Origin of the sequence: Pareuzebyella sediminis, assembly GCF_008367235.1 — a bacterium.
Taxonomy (GTDB): Bacteria; Bacteroidota; Bacteroidia; order Flavobacteriales; family Flavobacteriaceae; genus Pareuzebyella; species Pareuzebyella sediminis.
This window is the reverse complement of record NZ_VTZS01000003.1, coordinates 434,109-451,295: the sequence shown is the minus strand read 5'-3', so window position 1 is coordinate 451,295 and position 17,187 is coordinate 434,109. Positions and strand designations below refer to the sequence as shown.

The window sequence follows — 17,187 nt, the reverse complement described above, 5'->3', positions numbered from 1 at the left end:
TGTACCTACTTTAGTGCAACTCACTACCGAATTTTTTTGGTTTTTTGATGTGCTTTGACCATCTCATCTATTTTGGATAGAGCATTGAAGTGGTTTCCTTCCATGCCTTTTTAAAGAGGATACGTTATTTGTGACACCCCATATTCCAAATTCAAGCTTTACACTACGTCTTGTTTTGCCTCTTGTATATTTTATTCTTCGCTAACGTCAAAAATTGATGTACAAAAACCTTTTCATCCTCACATAGACCGAGTAAATATATACTCCCTGCTAAAATAATAGCGGATGCTATTCCCGTTAACAGAAACCGCAAACCAAAATCAAGGTTCGTTGTAATGAGATAACAACAAATTACGGACAGGAGTACGGGAAGGATTTCCCTTGCAAAAACCCGCTCTAGGTAGGTTCTTATGGTAAGCCCGGCAATTATTCTTGCAAAATATAACCTTAGAACTACGGCGACAACCTCAATGCTTAGGTAGCTAATGAAAACGGATTGAGGAGCATATCCCAACTTGAGGAATACATAGGCTAGCGGCAAAGTCAATAGGATAATACCACCGACCACAGATTGATACAGTTTGATTCGGCCAGTTGCCTGAAGCGCAGATTGAAGACCAATGGTCAACTGGTTAAGGAGGATCGACAACAAAATCAGCTGCGTAAAAATAACGGTGTAATCTGGAACCTCTTTTAACCACAATTCAAGAATTTCAGTCATTTCAAAAATAGCGGGAATAACGATAAGAGCGACTAAAAAGAAACCGAACTTACTAGCCATCATGGACAAACGCAACATTCTATCTCGATTACCAGAACCTTCACTTTTCATTATTTGAGGGTTCATGGCCCGTAGTAAAGTCGCCGAAAAAAAATTCATTTGGGCCGCTACTTGGTTCGCAATACCGTATGCTGCGTTGATCGCAGCCCCAAAGTATAGATTAAGAAGAATGGCCAATCCCTGGTTTCTGCCTAAACCGCAAAGAGATCCGAAAAGATTCCAACCGGCAAATGAGGTCAATTGCTTCACCTGCACTTTGTCAACTTTAAAGAAACCTTGAAGAGTACATTCGTCGAATTTTCTAAAACAATACCCCATATACAGAAGAAGGATTAAAAGGGCCAGAATTGCCGTTAACCATCCGTAAATGATTAGTCTATTGTCCACCAAAGAAATCAGTACAAAAGCAATTGCAAGTTTCAACAGGGATTCCAAAATATTGATGATTGCAACGACTATCATGTTTTCGTGGGCTATTAAAGAACCCATAAACGGTACATTTACCATGCTGAAAAATAGGGAAAATAACATGGTGCGGTATACGATCTTGGCAGCATATATCCGATTATCGGGGATATTTAAGAACTGTTCGAACAAGAAAGACTCAAGCGAAGCCAAAACCAAAACCAAGAACAGCCCTCCGACAAGGTGTATCAACAAACTATTTGTAAAAACAGACCTTTGGCTTTCTATATCGTTTTTGCCCTGATGGAAAGAGAGAAATCTTTGAGTCGAAGTGGCCATTGCATTTTTTAGGAACGCCAGCATTGCAATGACCCCTCCTACGAGTTGAAAGATACCATAGTCCGTACTTCCTAAGGCCTGTAAAATTAATCGGGTAGAATATAAGGAAACCCCGATGGTTAACACCATCCTACCATAGAGGATGGCTGTGTTGATGATAACCCTGTTTGCTGGTGTCATAAGGTAGGCTGTTCGAGCGGGGGCTTAATTTAATCGTTTCGTTTTGTATGAGCGTAACGGATGATTAATTAACCGGATTTACCAAGCCTCTTCTTTATTGATAGTGCCAGTCGATCAAAAAATGGTTTCACCATAATTGAAAAATCCCGGATTATTTTTTTACTGTTTTTAAGAATTTCTTTTCGAACTGACGCATAGTCTATGTTGTTTTCATCATAGCTATATCCATATGCTTTCCCTGAGGAGGTATCGTTGAAAAGGGCCATAGTGTTTTTTAATTTGCCATTTTGATGGATATTCCTAAGCGTCTTAAGGTGCTCTTTCTTTGTCATATCCTGCCGAACAACGTATATGGTACTATCGATATACTCATTTAGTGCGAACGCATCCGAGACACTTCCGATGGGTGCGGTATCTATGATGATCCGGTCAAAGTTGTTTTTTAATACTTCCATCAAATCTGCGATGCGTTTACTAAGCATTAGATTTCCAACCTGTGGTATCGTTGTACCTGAACCGACCAAATAGAGGTTCTTGATACTTGGATGCGGGGTTACGATCTGATTTAGACTGGTATCCTTTTCAAGTATGAAGTCGGTAATGCCCGGTTCATCTGGTAAACCAAGGTTTTGAAGAAGTTTGGGCTGTCTTAAATCAAAAGAAAGAAGCGCTACCTTTTCACCAAAGGAAGCCAAGGAAGCGGCCAAATTGGCGGCAATGAAGGTCTTGCCTTCTCCTTTAATCGTTGAGGTTACTAAAAGCGTTTGGTTTTTATCTGTTTTTTTGAGGTATTCTAAATTATAACGCATCAGCCTGAACAGCTCCGCTGTTGGGCTCCTTTTTTGGTGTGTAGTTACAATGGGACTTTTTTCTGTGCTATTTGCAATTTCCCCTAAAATAGGTGCGGCCGTAAGTTGATTAAGCTCTTCAAGAGAAGAAACCTTATTGTTCATTACTTCTTTCCCAAAAATGGTGGCAAAGGGGATAAAAAGGCCAAGTAGCAGCCCTCCTAAATAAAGGGCAATCTTATTGGGGCTTACCGGCCGCATATTAGCTTTTGGTAGACTTATTATTCGAGTTGATGAAACCGGAGCCGCTAATGAAAGCACTTCTTCTTCCCTTTTTTGCAAAAGATAAAGATAAAGTCCCTCTTTGGTATTCTGTTCACGGCTAATATCAAGAAGTTCCCTTTCCATGGCGGGCACCCTGGCAATTTGTGCATCATATTTATTGGCATTGGCCTGCAAATTACCTTGAGTGATCCTCAGGCCGTTCTTCGCGCTGCGCACGTTTTCAAGAATGGCCACACTTAAGTCTTCCAAGGTTTGGTTCAAATTGATAATTAGGGGATTGCTACTCGATGCTGATTGTAAAAGTTGCTTCTTCTTTTGTAAAGTCTGGTTATATTCCTCGATCATTCGAATCAGTGATGGGTCGTTTGCGCTCAAAGCACCCGGGATAGGGGTATTAAGATCCCCGTTTTTCATGTATTGCTCAATAGATTCAATGACATTGATCTGTGTTTGATATTCGGCTATTTTTTTCTTGTAATCATTGGCCTGTTCGATATATAGGTTTGCGTTACTCCTAACGTCGGTCAAATCATTACGTGACTTGAACTTTTCGACCGATTTTTCAACACCGCTTATTTCGCCCGAAAGGAGTTTTAAGCGCTCATCTATCATCTTAATCGTATTTTCGGCTAGTTCGTTTTCATATGAAATCATTTCCTCTACATAGGTTTCAATCAATGCCGAGACCACGTCTTCTCCTTTATTTTTATTGGAGCAGATAAAAGAAATATTCAAGAGGCCTCCATTCTTGTCCGTAAGCTCCACCGTCAAATTATCTAAAAATTGTTTTATCACCGCATCCTTATTTTTAACAATAAAGTAGAGCGGCTTTCCGTTGTCGACATATTTTGTGTCGGGCCTTTTTGTTACGGTAAAGGTTCCGAACGATTCCTGTACTAAATCTCCAAAGGCATATTCTGCTCGATAATCCTTGCCGCCATCAGTACTTGTCCTAAGTTCGTAACAATTGGAATCAAGGATTTCTATGTAGATGGGAAGGTCATAAATTGACCCTGAAGCCGTTTCATCGATTAAGACCCGAATAGGAGAATCTATGCCATAAACTTCTACGTCTCGGATGCTCCCCTCAATGTAGAAATTGATATTTAGGGAACGCTCTGAGATAACTTTTTCCATTATTCCGGTGGACCTCAGTATACCCATTTCATCTTCTACACTATGGGAATTCTTTATCAGACCAAGATTTTTCAAATTATTGGCTTCAAGTGATCCTTGCCCGGCATTTTTGTCCTTCACCAAAATTGTACTATTAATTTGGTACTGGGTCACTGACCAATACCTGATATAAAGGAACACAGCGCTCAAGCAGATAAATAAAGTTATAATGAATAAGCGCCAATATTTGAGGTAATTTGAGATTACCGTTCTAAGGTTTTTCTCCTCAAGTTCACCTGAATTTCTAGTGGAATCAAACATAAATTACAGAATAAGTGAATTGTATCGCTCTCCAAAAATAAGAATATGGTCTATGAGTTGCGGTATAAATCAGAGAGCATATACAGTATAAATTAATTTGAGACGGGTTTCCCATACGAGCAATTTTGACTTTGAAATTTTCATGGAGAGGATTTGAAACTTTTAATAGGCTTTTTCCTCTCCAGCAAAAACGTTGTGTATCGTGCGATAAATTATTCTCAAGTCTAGGGGCAGAGACCATTTCTCTACATAAAAAATATCAAAACGTGAGCGATTAATTATGTCTTTAGGTTTCATGATCTCTCCACGACAACCACTAATTTGAGCCAACCCTGTTATGCCCGGCTTCACAAAATGCCTTACTAAATATTTGTCGACCGAATTCTCATAATCATTGGTATGCAACTCCATATGCGGACGTGGGCCTACCACACTCATATCACCTAAAAATACATTGAAAAATTGAGGAAGTTCATCGATACTCGTCTTTCTTATGAACTTCCCTATTTTCGTTATTCTTTTATCATTTTTTGACGCCATCTTAAAATCGGAATCGGCGTTTTGTGCCATAGACCTAAATTTATAACACCAGAAGACTTTTTTCTTAAAACCATGTCTTCTTTGTCTAAAAAAAAGAGGGCCTGGAGATTCCATTTTAATTAAAAAAAATAGAAGAGGGGTTAACCATGATAAAATCAACACAATCACCAAGAAAGAGAAGGCAATATCGAATGCCCGCTTAAGTATTTTAGAGTATTCCGCATCTAAGGGAACCCTTCGCAGGTTCAAAACCGGAATGCTATCATACATTTCAAGAGACATCGAAGGGGTAAATACTTCTTTATTATCTGGAATTAGCTTCAACTTGATCAGGTTATTGTCGGCAAAATCAATCAACTTTCTGAGTTCGGTAAAGGAAAACTTTGAGACCAAACAGTAAACCTCGTTGATATCGTTTTTCAATATATAATCAAAACAATTGGAGATTTCGCCTAAATAGGTAGGGCTTACAGATGCTTTATTGTCAAAAAAACCTTTGTAACGATAACCAAGATAAGGGTCGTCAAATACTTTTCTGATTTTTTTTAGGTTCTTATCCCTGCCAATCGCGACCACATTGACATAATTTCCACCCATAAAACGGTATTTGCGTATAGACCAGTAAAAGAGTATTCGATATAACGTAAGCAAGCCATATATAATCAGTAATATTCTAATATGAAGCCCTACGTCTACTGCCATTCCTGCCCCTAGTCCGAAAATGGCAAAATAGGCCAATCCGAAGAGGGTATATACATTGAACATTTTATGGACATTTGTAAAAAAATGTTCTTTTCTTCCCGTCGGATAGAATTTAAGAGCACTAGTTATTAAGAGCCAAGAGAAAGAATAGTAAACCGCATTTAACTTTTCGAGATAGGTCTCTGGGGTCAATATGTAAAGGGCTATGTTGATGATGCACAGATGAATTACGACCGACAGAGGTATAATAAGCGACGATTTTTTCATGCTTGGTTTTCTTTGCGATTCATAGTTTCTAGCAAATAAGGCAGTGTGTTGATAGTGTCGGAAATGTTATGGCTTGTAGGTATTTCATAAACAGGATTGCCTCTATTGTTTTGGAAATCTCAAAGTGGTATGGTGTTGTTTTTCCAACGGGATTGATTTTAGTACAGGTCTTGCTAAATAGACAGACTTTACCTTAAACCATAGAAGACATTTTTCGCCATTTTTCATAGCTCCGCCGCTTGAGTCCCAAACCCAGGTTTATATTTTGGGGATGCTATACGCCATCCGACAACCCTAATTAAAGGGATGGACGGTTTTTAATAAGTCCAAAATCATTTAAAAGGCCTTATTAAAATTCAAAGGAACGTAATCTTTAACTCCCAAAAAAGCCCAGCTCGTGCTATAGTCGAATTCTTAATTTATCGAACTGTGAAAATGCTAAAATTAGTCTTGTTTCGTTATTTGAAACGCGAAAAAGAGCATGGTGAAACATAAATTTGGTAGTAGGTAAGCCCCATAATTATAGAGAATTGAATTAACACTTCATTAACGTTTTTGGCTTTACTTTATGACTGCTTAACTTTCTTGATGGAATTACAGCACATCTTTAATTTTGGCCGTTACAATAATGCCCAGTGGCTTTAGTATCATACTTAAGCGTTTACTACTTATTTCTTTGACTACGACTTTTTGATTTATCAAGGGCCCTTTTTTTATTTTGATTTCTTTTCCGGGAACGAGTCGTGAAAGCTCTAGGGTATCGATACGATCATCTTGGAGCCACTGTCGAATGGTCTGTATTTCTTCATCACGGACAACGGCAGGTTGGCCTAGCCAAAAGAGATAGCGAACAATACCAGGTACATCAAAGACCACTTGGCGATCTGTAGATGGAAGTCGAACAAACACATAGGATTTAAAGAGGGGGAGTTCTACTTTTTTTTTGCGATCGCTCCACTGCCGAATTTCGGTAATCATTGGGCAGAATACTTCCACCCCTATATTCTTGAGATTTTGAGCAACCTTTTTTTCTTGCTTAGGCTTTACATATAGTACATACCAAGTCATTTGGCAAAATACAGTTTTATCCGATGTATTTTTGTCAATTTCGTTTATATAAGGGAACAACACTTTTTCTAGGAGGTAAAAATCCAAAATTTAAACAAAAAGAGCGTATGCAATACATTTATTTCTTAGCGCAAAATATTATGAATTAAAACCTCATGTCAGTTTCTATCTCGTTTAAACAAGAAATTTTTATTTTCAAGGTAATCTAAATATTCGCCAAATAGAAACGACTTACAAGATGCTATTGGTGTAGAATGGTTAGGGAAGGTAACTGTGTAGCCTTTAAAATACTCGAAAAAGCGCCATACGATTATCACATATAACTTCTCAAATTCAGTGATAGGGCCCCTCAGTACCACCTAAGTGGTTCAAATAGCTTATTAAACTTCCTTATCACTGTTCATATATTCCGAGGAGGTCATTTCAAATTGCTTTTGAAAGTTTTTAACTAATTGTTGCGACCTTGTCGCCAACCTCTTGAATTCCATAGTTGGCTTGATTTAATAACTTGCCATATGTTTAATTGCCCAATATGAAGTAGTTTATAGGGTTAAAATTTGAAACTTCTTTGATTTCTGATACAACTAGCTTAAAGTTTTGCTAAGAATGGCATGAATGAACGATTAATTATTTAAATCTGAGTTTTGTGTCAAAATGGAGCGCAGTAAAGAATACATTTAAGGTTAATATTATTATTTTGGCAGTTCCGATTTTAAAATAAACTTAGTAAAATGAGCCAAATTCCTTTGAACAAAAACATCCTTATTGCCCTTCTAACAGTTTTTATGGGCACGAATATACTGGCCCAATGGGAACCTGCCGGCGACAAAATTAAGACCGAATGGGCCGAAAAGATATCCCCTGAAAATGTATGGCAAGAATACCCAAGACCGCTAATGGAAAGGCCGGATTGGAAGAACTTAAACGGACTTTGGGACTATGTCATCCAATCCAAAGGGAAGGCTGCCCCGGCCTCGTATACGTATAAGATTTTAGTTCCCTTTGCCGTGGAGTCGAGTTTGTCGGGTGTAATGCAAGAAGTTGGTGCTAATCAGGAGCTATGGTATAACACAGTTTTTGAGGTTCCGAGGGATTGGGAAGGAAAAAGCATACTGTTACATTTTGGGGCTGTGGATTGGAAGGCAGATATCTGGATGAACGACATAAAAATAGGCTCCCATAAGGGGGGATACACGCCATTCTCCTTTGATATTACTCCTTTCTTGAGTGAGAACCCGAAACAGAAACTCACTGTGAAAGTCTGGGACCCTACTAGTGATGGTCCCCAACCTAGGGGCAAGCAGGTGAATGACCCCAAGGGCATCTGGTACACCCCTGTAACGGGTATATGGCAGACCGTTTGGCTCGAACCTGTGGCAAAAAAACGTATTGTCAACCTACAAACGGTACCTGACATAGACGATGGTGTGCTAAAGATTACGACTGAAGTGCATGGGGCAGAATATGGCGATATTATTGAGGTTACCGCTTTTGATGGAACTTTGGCCGTAGCCACGGCCAAGGCGGTCGTGGGTGAGCAAATTGTTCTTCCCATAAAGAACGCAAAACTTTGGTCTCCCAAATCCCCTTTCCTGTATGATCTTAAAGTAAGCCTTCGCAGCAAGAACGTAATTTCCGATGAGGTAAAAAGTTATTTCGGTATGCGAAAGATTGGCATGAAAAAAGATGAGTATGGTATCGTTCGCATGCAACTCAATAATGAAAACTATTTTCAGTTTGGGCCGCTCGATCAAGGCTGGTGGCCAGACGGCCTCTATACCGCCCCAAGCGATGAGGCGTTACAATATGATATTATTAAAACCAAAGAGCTCGGGTTTAACATGATTCGTAAACATGTAAAGGTTGAACCGGCTCGTTGGTATACCCACTGTGACCGTTTGGGAATTTTGGTTTGGCAAGATATGCCAAGCGGGGATGAAGGCCCGCAATGGCAAAACCACAGCTATTTCAACGGGACCGAGTTTAAGAGGACACCGGAATCGGAACATATCTTTAGAACGGAATGGAAAGGTATTATGCACTTTCTGTACTCACATCCCAGCATCGTGGTCTGGGTACCCTTCAACGAGGCATGGGGGCAGTTCAAAACTGAGGAAATCACCGAATGGACTAAAACGTACGACCCTAGCCGTCTGGTGAATTCAGCAAGTGGCGGTAATTTTTACAGAACTGGGGATATTGTCGATTTACATAATTATCCTGGTCCGAAAATGTATCTGTACGATGCACAAAGAGTTAATGTCCTAGGAGAGTATGGAGGCATAGGGCTTCCACTTAAAAACCACTTGTGGAGACCTGACGATAATTGGGGGTATGTGAAATTTAAAAACTCAAAGGAAACCACTGCGGAATACGTGAAGTACGCGAAGGAACTCAAAAACTTGGTCAAAGCTGGTTTTTCGGCAGCAGTTTATACTCAAACCACGGATGTCGAGGGAGAGGTCAACGGTTTTATGACCTATGACCGTAAAGTCGATAAGATGGACATCCAAGAGGTAAAAAAAGCAAATCAGGAAGTTATTAATATGCTAAAGTCGAAATAGTGCCTTGTGTTAGCTCAACCAAACATAACCAAGGCTAGAACCAGAATAGGTTTCGCATTTATAATCCTTCTGCTGATTATAATGTCTTCTTGTAGGCAGGGCAGAGTAGATATTTCAAAAAAAGACGGTGTCGCATCCAATTATCTACAGAACAGACAACCACTGCGACCCTTGCCCTATCTTGAGTTGCCTTTAGGGGCGATTGCACCAAAAAGCTGGTTGAAAGAACAGCTTGAACGCATGGCGAGTGGAATGACGGGAAATCTAGATGATATTTACCCGGAAGTGGTCGGGGAGAGCAATGGATGGTTGGGAGGCGATGGAGATGGTTGGGAAAGAGGGCCATATTGGATCGACGGCCTGTTGCCATTAGCCTATATTTTAGATGACAAAGATTTGAAGGCCAAGGTCAGGCCATGGATTGAATGGACCTTGACACACCAAACCAAGGAGGGTTACATCGGCCCTATCCCTTTTAAAAACGAACCAGAGCCGATAGCTGGGTTACAAAGGGGGCAGCGAAAAGATTGGTGGCCTAAAATGGTTATGCTGAAAATATTGCAACAATACTACAACGCGACCGAAGACCATAGGGTCATCGAGGTGCTCACCAAATATTTCAAATATCAATTGCGGGAACTTCCGAAGCGACCCTTGGACGACCTTACCTTTTGGGCCAATAGAAGGGGTGCCGACAACTTGCAGGTTATCTACTGGCTTTACAACATTACGGGGGACGGATTTTTGTTGGAGTTGGGTGATATAGTACATCAGCAGACTTTTCCTTGGACTAGTGTTTTTTTGAACGGGAACAAAGGGAAAAATGATTCGGTGGCACCCTATGGTTACTTTCGAATAAAAAAATATCCTTTTGATTCCAGCGAAATACAAAATACAAACCTCTCCCAAATAGGGGGTATCCATACGGTCAATTTTGCACAAGGACTTAAACAACCTGGCATACGCTATCAAAGAGAGCCTGATGAAAGGTACATAAGGGCGGTCAAAAAAGCATTGGCCGATATCAAAGAGTTTCATGGCCAACCCCAGGGAATGTATGGTGGTGATGAGCCCCTGCACGGAACAAATCCTGTGCAAGGGGTAGAATTCTGTTCCGTTTCCGAAGCGATGTTTTCGTTGGAGAGCCTTTTGAAAATTACCGGGGATACGGGCTTTGCGGATATACTGGAGCGAATAGCCTACAACGCTTTACCGGCGCAGGCCTCCGATGATTTTTTGTCGCGACAATACTTTCAAGCGGCCAACCAAGTCGAACTTTCCGATCGTTTGGAAACTTCGTATGAGACCAAAGGCCATAAAGGGACTGATTTCGTTTTCGGTACCCTAACCGGATATCCGTGTTGCACTACGAATATGCACCAGTCGTGGCCCAAATACGTGCAAAATCTATTTTATGCCACCGCAGATGGTGGAGCAGCGGCCTTACTTTATGCCCCAAGTGAGGCCAAGTTAAAGGTCGCGGAGGAGGTAGAGTTGACAATTAGAGAAACTACTGGTTTTCCTTTTGAGGAGGAGATTCATTTTGAATTCGAACTGTCCCAATCGGCTACTTTTCCTTTTCACCTTCGCATACCGGAATGGACGGAGGACCCAAAGGTTACGATCAATGGTCTTCTAGAAGAAGGGACCATCAACGATAATATTCTTGTTTTGAATAGGCAGTGGAGTGATGGGGATACTCTAACCCTAACCCTGCCCATGAAGGTGTCGGCTTCGAAATGGCATAAGGGAGCAACCAGCATTGAAAGAGGACCGTTGGTTTATGCCTTGAAAATTAAGGGCGAAGAAAAAAGAAAAAATAGAAACGATGGATACGGACCGTTTACGGAAATCTATCCTTTGGAAGATTGGAATTATGCGCTTTTGGCTTCAGAGCTAGCACAGCTGCCAAAAGCAGCAAAGATTACGCGCAACGAATGGGAAGGAAGTTACCCCTGGAATTTGAACAATGCACCTATTGAAATAAGGATTAAAGCCCAAAAATTGCCCGAATGGCAGTTGACCAAGGGAGCACCCATTGTGTTGAATGACCAATATATGATCAAGGATGAACCTTCGAAACGGCAGATTGAAGAGATTGTTTTGATACCCTACGGATGTACGACACTGCGCATTACCGAATTTCCCATTATTGAATAAAATACTTGCGGCTTACAGCAATACGAAAACTATGGATTCCATAGTGATGACCTTAAAGAGATGATAAAAAGCACGAAAGAGATAGGCCCCATATTTTTGGGCCTTGTGGTTCTATTGACCAGTTGTAAGGAGTTTAAAACTTCAAAGGAACAGCAATCCATGATTGCCGAAGAAGCCGAGCCATTAGCGGGCACGTTTACAAATCCATTACTTGACAGCGGGGCAGATCCATGGACAATTTATCACCAAGGCAACTACTACTATATAAAATCAGGAGATAGGGCAATCACCCTGATGAGAACCCCGGATATCACGGATTTAAGAAACGCGGAGCAAAAGGTGATATGGAGAGCTCCTGATTCTGGAGACCACTCAAAGAACATTTGGGCTCCCGAAATTCATTACATTAACGATAATTGGTATATATATGTCGCTGCGGACGATGGCGATAACAGAAACCATAGAATGTTCGTTCTCGAAAACACTGAGCGTAACCCCTTCGAAGGCACTTTTAGGATGAAGTCAAAGTTAAAGACCGATGCAGGCGATAATTGGGCAATCGACGGAAGTATTTTCAGGCATAGAAAACAATTTTATTTTATTTGGTCGGGTTGGGAACAACCCAAACTAGAGGGGGGTGAAGAGACCCAGAACATTTATATCGCAAAGATGTCCAATCCTTGGACCGTGTCTTCTGACCGGGTGCTGTTGAGCACCCCTGAATTTGATTGGGAGCGTAATTGGAGCTACCCCGGCGTTTGGCGACCGGATGCTCCAGTCTATGTAAACGAAGGGCCACAGACATTGCCCCATGGTGATAAGCTTCACATCGTGTACTCCGCAAGTGGCTGTTGGACCCCATACTATGCGCTGGGATTACTTACCATGAACATGGATTCAGATCCTATGAACAAGAATTCATGGACTAAAGCGAAGGAGCCCCTCTTTCGACAATCGGAGGAAAATAGAGTTTTCGGAACAGGCCACAGCTCTTTTTTTAAAAGTCCGGACGGAACTGAAGATTGGATACTCTACCATGCCAATGACACCCCAACCGATGGTTGTGGCGGTAAACGTTCTCCGCGGGCGCAGCGCATCAGTTGGACAGCGAACGATATGCCGGTTTTAGGCGAGCCCTATCCTACCTCAAGAAGGCTACGCAAGCCTTCGGGCACTAAAGTTCAAAATTAGCTGCAAATAATAGTGTCCTTTCAGTATACTAATGAAGGCGTTCCGACCTGAGGTTTCGTTGTGACTTGAAATTACGAAACGAATGGAAATGGAGCATTACCTTTATAAAGTTCGATACCAAAGACATCTCAAACCTTATAAATATTGGCCTTTGTTTAGAGAAACCTACCGACGCAAATTTTCAGGACAAAATTATATTTTTGCGAGAATTGGTGTTAAGGTTGAAAGTATCGAAGGCATGATATACACGCAAGTGGAAAGAATAATTTTCTGATTCAATTTGAAACGGCTGAATAAAAAAAGGCAATGAAATTTATTGATTTATATTTAGGTGCAGGAAAGTAAGACTGAGTTTGTTAGAGTTAGTTTCATTGAGTATTACCGGGTTTTTCGATAAAGAAATCCGATAATTTTTGTTATTCATGACGAATTAATGCTTAAACTCGAAATTATTTAGCAAAATCCATACCTGTTGATGCAATGGAAAAATTAAGGACTATAGCACTATATGCAATTTTATCAGGCGTTTTTCTTTTGTGCGCATGCAAAAACAGGAAAAAACAAATCCAGAAAGAGAGAAGTGAGACCACCCACCTCACCTATACCAACCCTCTCGATGTTGAATTTGGCGACCCGTACATTCTGAACGATGGCCAAGGAATGTATTATATGTATGGCACAGGAGGTGTCAAAGATGGCTTTGCAACCTATTCTTCCCAAAACTTGGTAGATTGGAAGTTCGAAGGTCAGGTCTATCAAGGAAATACCAAAGATTCGTGGAATCTTAAGAATTTCTGGGCACCGGAAGTGTATAAAATCGATTCTAAATATTATTTGTTTTATAGTGCGGACAGAAAAAATAATCCCACAAATGAATTAGAGACTTTTGCCATTGGGGTAGCGGTTTCAGATAGTCCGAAAGGGCCATTTACCGATATTAAGAACGAGCCGCTCTTCGATCCTGGCTATCCGATTATAGATGCCAACGTATTCCAAGATGACGATGGGAAATATTATCTTTATTACTCCCGCGCTTGTTACAAACATCCTGTAGAGAGCGAAATTGCCGATTGGGCCAGAGATGAGGAAATTTACGATGAGATCGAAGAGAGTTGGGTGTATGGAGTGGAGCTGGCCTCTAATTTTACCGAGGTAGTGGGTGACCCTGTCCTGGTTTTAAGACCCCCACTTAAAATGGATGATAAAAACGCGGAATGGGAAAGTCGATCTGTGACTTCAAAGGAAATCAATAGAAGATGGACCGAGGGATCATTCACGTTCAAGAGAAATGGCACCTATTATATTATGTATTCTGCGAACCACTATGCGGGGCCCAATTATGCCGTTGGCTATGCCACCGCCGAAGATCCCTTAGGCCCTTTCACCAAAGCGGAAAACAATCCCGTCCTCGAAAAAAATAGCGATGAGGGCGGAAAGGTTACCGGAACCGGCCATAATATGGTACTCTTTCTAGAAAATGGAAGAAAGATGTATGCCGTATACCACGGAAGAACTACGGAAACAGGGAATAACCGAGTGGTATTTTTAGATGAAATGGAAATTTTGGAAAATGGTACGTTGGTGGTAAAAGGTCCGACTACGACCCCTGTACCCCATCCATTGGCCGAATAGAAAAATACACCAGAACAGTATAGAGAAATGAAGCATAAGAAAATGGTTTGGACCCTCATGGTCGTATTGGTTTCTACGGCCGTGTTAAAGGCCCAAACAGATGTATTGGATAAAAACAAATGGACCAAAGAAAAAGCGCATCAATGGTATGACCAGCACGATTGGATGACAGGGGCCAATTTTAATCCGAGCACCGCGATCAACCAATTGGAAATGTGGCAAGAAGGCACCTTCGACCCAGAGACTATGGACCGTGAGTTGGGGTTTGCGGAAGGTATTGGCTTCAATACCATGCGTGTCTATTTACATAGCCTTGCCTACAAATCGGATCCTGAAGGGTTTAAAAAACGCATGCATACTTATTTAACTATTGCCGACAAACACGGAATAAAGACGATGTTTGTGTTTTTCGATGATGTCTGGGGCAAAACACCCAAAGCCGGTAAGCAACCGGAGCCGGTTATCGGGACGCACAATTCGGGTTGGGTACAAGATCCTGGTGACCCTGCCTATAAAAACGAAGAGAACTACCCTGCTCTGGAAACCTATGTAAAAGATATATTGAAAACCTTTGCCGATGACAACCGAGTGCTCATGTGGGACCTTTATAATGAGCCTGGCAATACGGGTAAATTGACAAGTTCAATGCCGTTATTAAAAAAAGTCTTTCAATGGGCCAGGGAAGTAAACCCGACACAACCTTTAACAGCGGGTTTGTGGCGCTGGGATTTTCAAGAGCTCAATACTTTTCAAGCTCTTAATTCCGATATACTGACCTATCATCACTATGAAGATGCGGAAAAACATCAGCACGTCATCAATCTGTTAAAAACACATGGTAGGCCCATGATTTGTACAGAATATATGGCAAGAACGAATAACAGTCGATTTTCCAATATCATGCCATTGTTGAAAAAGGAAAATATTGGCGCTATCAATTGGGGGCTTGTCGCTGGTAAAACAAATACAAAGTACGCCTGGAATACACCTATTAAAGATGGCAGTGAGCCCATAGAATGGTTTCACGAAGTTTTTCGCAAAGACGGTACACCTTATCGTCAAGATGAGGTGAATCTGATCAAAAAATTGAACGAAGAACCCAACCCGAAGAACTAAAAGTTGAAACTTGAATACCCCTGTGACCAAAACAGTTATATTTTTCGTCATTGCAGCGCTCTTTTTGGGCTTTGGCCTTCATTCCGCACATCGAGAAACTGGAATCAACCAAAAGCCAAAAGGGAAGGGTTTTGATCCAAAGCCAAACATCATCATTATCATGGCAGATGATTTGGGCTTTTCCGATTTGGGCTGCTATGGTGGAGAAATCGACACCCCAAACCTAGACAGGTTGGCTTTGAACGGGGTCCGTAGCAATGCGTTTTATAATACATCCCGTTGTTGCCCGACGCGGGCATCTTTATTGACAGGCCTATATCCACATCAGGCGGGATTGGGGCGAATGACCATGGACGCAGGCCTACCAGGTTATCGCGGTAGTCTTCAACCCAATACTGTAACCTTGGCAGAGGTATTAAAAAAGCAGGGTTACCAAACGGGCATGGTAGGTAAATGGCATGTTTCTGAAACAGTCGACCTGGGAGGGGAGAAACAATTGAAATGGCTTTCCCATCAGGAAGAGAACGGCCCTTTTTCGAATTTGGATTCTTATCCTACCGCTAGGGGGTTCGATAAATATTATGGGAACCTCTGGGGGGTAGTCGATTATTTTGATCCCTTTAGCTTGGTCAATGGTACGGAACAGGTGAAGGACGTACCTGACGACTATTATCATACCAAAGCTATCTGTGATTCTGCCGTGGCTTATGTAGAACAGTTCTCGAGAAAGAGAAATCCTTTCTTTTTATATGTGGCCCATTGTGCACCCCATTGGCCTTTACAGGCACCGGAAGATGCGGTTCAAAAATACATGAAGGTTTACCAAAAAGGATGGAAAGCCATACGACGGGATAGGTATGAACGTCTTATCAATAAGGGAATTATTTCGAGAGAGACCGAACTACCTGACTTTATGTTTCCTAATAAAGAATGGAATACCAATCCGGATAAGGATTGGGATGCCCGTGCCATGGCAGTGCATGCGGCGATGGTCGATTTGTTGGATAAGTCGGTAGGCAAGCTTTTAGATGAACTTGAATCGAGTGGCGAGCTTGATAATACCTTGATTTTGTTTCTGTCCGACAATGGGGCGAGTGCCGAGCGACCTTCAAAATACGGACCAGGTTTCGATAGGGCAGGAAGTACACGTAATGGAGAGATGGTTAGTTTTCCTGTTGATAAAGAGGCATTACCAGGCCCGCAAACAGTGGTTTCGGGTATTGGCCCTACTTGGGCCCATACCGTGAATACCCCTTTTAGGTACTGGAAAGCACGGGTCTTTGAGGGAGGAATTAATACCCCCTTCATCGCCTTTTGGCCTAGGGGAATAAAGGAAAAGGGAGCAGTAAGGGAACTTCCGGCCCATGTAACCGACATAATGGCAACCTGTATCGATGTTGCGGGAGGGAAGTATCCTACTACCTTTAAAGGCCATGCCATTACACCTTCTCCAGGAAAAAGCATAATGCCTATCTTAAACGGTACAGCAAGGAGCGGTACACAAGCCACTTTTTTTTGGGAACATTTTGGTGCCAAGGCACTGAGAAAAGCAAATTGGAAATTGGTAAAGCTAGATGGACAAAGTCCTTGGGAACTATATGATCTTGCTGTCGATAAAACTGAAATTCATGATGTAGCAATGAAAAATAAGGAGTTGGTGAAACAATTACAGGAAGAATGGGAGCGTCTGGCCCATACCTATCAAGTGTACCCGGCTCCGAATTGATGAGGA

General features: G+C 41.5%; 11 protein-coding genes. 7 read left to right on the top strand and 4 right to left on the bottom strand.

The annotated features are described in order from the left end of the window. Positions 1–163: 163 nt before the first annotated feature. From F2B13_RS12540 to F2B13_RS12525, 4 genes are all read right to left on the bottom strand, one after another. Entirely contained in the window at positions 164–1,705 is a 1,542-nt protein-coding gene (locus F2B13_RS12540) for an MATE family efflux transporter (RefSeq protein WP_149273570.1), read from the bottom strand. Positions 1,706–1,773: 68 nt separating this feature from the next. Further along, a complete protein-coding gene (locus tag F2B13_RS12535) occupies positions 1,774–4,215 on the bottom strand; it encodes a GumC family protein (protein WP_149273567.1) in 2,442 nt (813 codons plus the stop codon). 162 nt (positions 4,216–4,377) lie between these two features. Further along, entirely contained in the window at positions 4,378–5,724 is a 1,347-nt protein-coding gene (locus F2B13_RS12530; RefSeq protein ID WP_149304354.1) for an exopolysaccharide biosynthesis polyprenyl glycosylphosphotransferase, read from the bottom strand. Positions 5,725–6,318: 594 nt separating this feature from the next. Next, positions 6,319–6,792, bottom strand: a complete 474-nt coding sequence (locus F2B13_RS12525) for a UpxY family transcription antiterminator (RefSeq protein WP_149273563.1) — start codon at positions 6,790–6,792, stop codon at positions 6,319–6,321. Positions 6,793–7,523: 731 nt separating this feature from the next. Between F2B13_RS12525 and F2B13_RS12520 the strand changes: the two genes are divergently transcribed. The 7 genes from F2B13_RS12520 to F2B13_RS12495 all read left to right on the top strand — a co-directional run bounded on the left by F2B13_RS12520 (position 7,524) and on the right by F2B13_RS12495 (position 17,181). Continuing rightward, positions 7,524–9,356, top strand: a complete 1,833-nt coding sequence (locus F2B13_RS12520; protein ID WP_198440123.1) for a glycoside hydrolase family 2 protein — start codon at positions 7,524–7,526, stop codon at positions 9,354–9,356. An 81-nt stretch (positions 9,357–9,437) separates the two neighbouring features. Beyond that, the gene (locus tag F2B13_RS12515; RefSeq protein ID WP_149304465.1) at positions 9,438–11,516 is read left to right on the top strand and encodes a beta-L-arabinofuranosidase domain-containing protein; all 2,079 of its coding nucleotides are present in this window, start codon (positions 9,438–9,440) and stop codon (positions 11,514–11,516) included. Between the two features lie 60 nt (positions 11,517–11,576). Beyond that, on the top strand, positions 11,577–12,707 hold the full coding sequence (locus F2B13_RS12510; RefSeq protein WP_232625231.1) for a glycoside hydrolase family 43 protein: 1,131 nt from the start codon (positions 11,577–11,579) through the stop codon (positions 12,705–12,707). Positions 12,708–12,789: 82 nt separating this feature from the next. Continuing rightward, entirely contained in the window at positions 12,790–12,981 is a 192-nt protein-coding gene (locus F2B13_RS20815; RefSeq protein WP_198440121.1) for a DUF3823 domain-containing protein, read from the top strand. Positions 12,982–13,187: 206 nt separating this feature from the next. Next, positions 13,188–14,339, top strand: coding sequence for a glycoside hydrolase family 43 protein (locus tag F2B13_RS12505; protein ID WP_149304353.1), 1,152 nt, complete (start codon positions 13,188–13,190; stop codon positions 14,337–14,339). 27 nt (positions 14,340–14,366) lie between these two features. Continuing rightward, the gene (locus tag F2B13_RS12500) at positions 14,367–15,455 is read left to right on the top strand and encodes a cellulase family glycosylhydrolase (RefSeq protein WP_149304352.1); all 1,089 of its coding nucleotides are present in this window, start codon (positions 14,367–14,369) and stop codon (positions 15,453–15,455) included. 22 nt (positions 15,456–15,477) lie between these two features. Further along, positions 15,478–17,181, top strand: a complete 1,704-nt coding sequence (locus F2B13_RS12495) for an arylsulfatase (protein WP_232625230.1) — start codon at positions 15,478–15,480, stop codon at positions 17,179–17,181. The last annotated feature ends 6 nt before the right edge of the window (positions 17,182–17,187 follow it).

Coding starts and splice junctions, on each gene's coding strand:
- F2B13_RS12510 (WP_232625231.1), top strand. CDS start 11,577: ATGATAAAAAGCACGAAAGAGATAGGCCCCATATTTTTGGGCCTTGTG.
- F2B13_RS12535 (WP_149273567.1), bottom strand. CDS start 4,215: ATGTTTGATTCCACTAGAAATTCAGGTGAACTTGAGGAGAAAAACCTT.
- F2B13_RS12530 (WP_149304354.1), bottom strand. CDS start 5,724: ATGAAAAAATCGTCGCTTATTATACCTCTGTCGGTCGTAATTCATCTG.
- F2B13_RS12515 (WP_149304465.1), top strand. CDS start 9,438: ATGTCTTCTTGTAGGCAGGGCAGAGTAGATATTTCAAAAAAAGACGGT.
- F2B13_RS12520 (WP_198440123.1), top strand. CDS start 7,524: ATGAGCCAAATTCCTTTGAACAAAAACATCCTTATTGCCCTTCTAACA.
- F2B13_RS12525 (WP_149273563.1), bottom strand. CDS start 6,792: ATGACTTGGTATGTACTATATGTAAAGCCTAAGCAAGAAAAAAAGGTT.
- F2B13_RS12500 (WP_149304352.1), top strand. CDS start 14,367: ATGAAGCATAAGAAAATGGTTTGGACCCTCATGGTCGTATTGGTTTCT.
- F2B13_RS12540 (WP_149273570.1), bottom strand. CDS start 1,705: ATGACACCAGCAAACAGGGTTATCATCAACACAGCCATCCTCTATGGT.
- F2B13_RS20815 (WP_198440121.1), top strand. CDS start 12,790: ATGGAAATGGAGCATTACCTTTATAAAGTTCGATACCAAAGACATCTC.
- F2B13_RS12505 (WP_149304353.1), top strand. CDS start 13,188: ATGGAAAAATTAAGGACTATAGCACTATATGCAATTTTATCAGGCGTT.